The sequence below is a fragment of the Methanobrevibacter curvatus genome (assembly GCF_001639295.1).
In the GTDB taxonomy this organism is placed as follows: domain Archaea; phylum Methanobacteriota; class Methanobacteria; order Methanobacteriales; family Methanobacteriaceae; genus Methanoflexus; species Methanoflexus curvatus.
Genome location: NZ_LWMV01000097.1, coordinates 1 through 1249, shown reverse-complemented (window position 1 = coordinate 1249; position 1249 = coordinate 1). Strand labels below are relative to the sequence as shown.

Sequence of the window (1249 nt, the reverse complement as noted above, 5' to 3'; positions counted from 1 at the left end):
AAACATTACCAGACACATTAGAAGATTTAACAACACTAATGTTCACAGTAGGAACAACAGTAATATTAGTAGTATTATCAGGAGTACTATTATTACCAGTATTATTCTCATTAACACCAGTAACATTTGCAACATTCACAATACTACCAGTACCATTCAAACGAACAAGAATATCCAAAACAATACTCTCACCATTAGCCAAATTACCAATATACCAAACACCAGTACTTGCAACATAATAAGTAAATCTTGGACTTGTACTGTTAATGTATGTTAACCTACTATCCAAAACATCAGTAATAACCAAACCAGTCGCATTATCAGGACCAAAATTAGTCACATTAATAGTATACAAAACAAATATGCCATTTAAGACAGATCCAGACACATTAGATGATTTAACAACACTAATGTTCACAGTAGGAACAACAGTAATATTAGTAGTATTATCAGGAGTACTACTATTATTTCCAGTGTTGTTTTCAGTAACATTAGTAACATTAGCAATATTCACAATACTACCAGTACCATTTAAACGGACAAGAATATCTAAGACAATACTCTCACCATTAACTAAAGTGTTAATATCCCAAACACCAGTACTTACAACATAACTAGTTCCACGAGGACTAGTACTGTTAATGTATATTAATCTACTATCTAAAGCATCAGTAATAACCAAACCAGTCGCATTATCAGGACCAAAATTAGTCACATTAATAGTATACAAAACAAGTATGCCATTTAAGACAGATCCAGACACATTAGATGATTTAACAACACTAAGATTTACAGTAGTGACAACAGTAATATTAGTTTCATTATCAGGATTACTACTATTATTACCAGTATTATTTTCAGTAACATTAGTAACATTAGCAATATTCACAATACTACCAGTACCATTCAAACGAACAAGAATATCCAAAACAATACTCTCACCATTAGCCAAATTACCAATATTCCAAACACCAGTACTTGCAATATAACTTGTAAATCTTGGACTTGTACTGTTAATGTATATTAATCTACTATCTAAAACATCAGTAATAACCAAACCAGTCGCATTATCAGGACCAAAATTAGTCACATTAATAGTATACAAGATGTAAGCACCATTTAAAACATTACCAGACACATTAGAAGATTTAACAACACTAATGTTCACAGTAGGAACAACAGTAATATTAGTAGTATTATCAGGAGTACTATTATTACCAGTATTATTCTCATTAACACCAGTAACATT

At 30.8% G+C, this 1249-nt stretch carries 1 protein-coding gene; it reads right to left on the bottom strand.

Annotation, left to right across the window (positions count from 1 at the left end):
* Nucleotides 1–1249, bottom strand: a 1249-nt coding sequence (locus MBCUR_RS02430) for a DUF11 domain-containing protein (RefSeq protein WP_157077579.1), incomplete at both ends; no start/stop codon positions are given.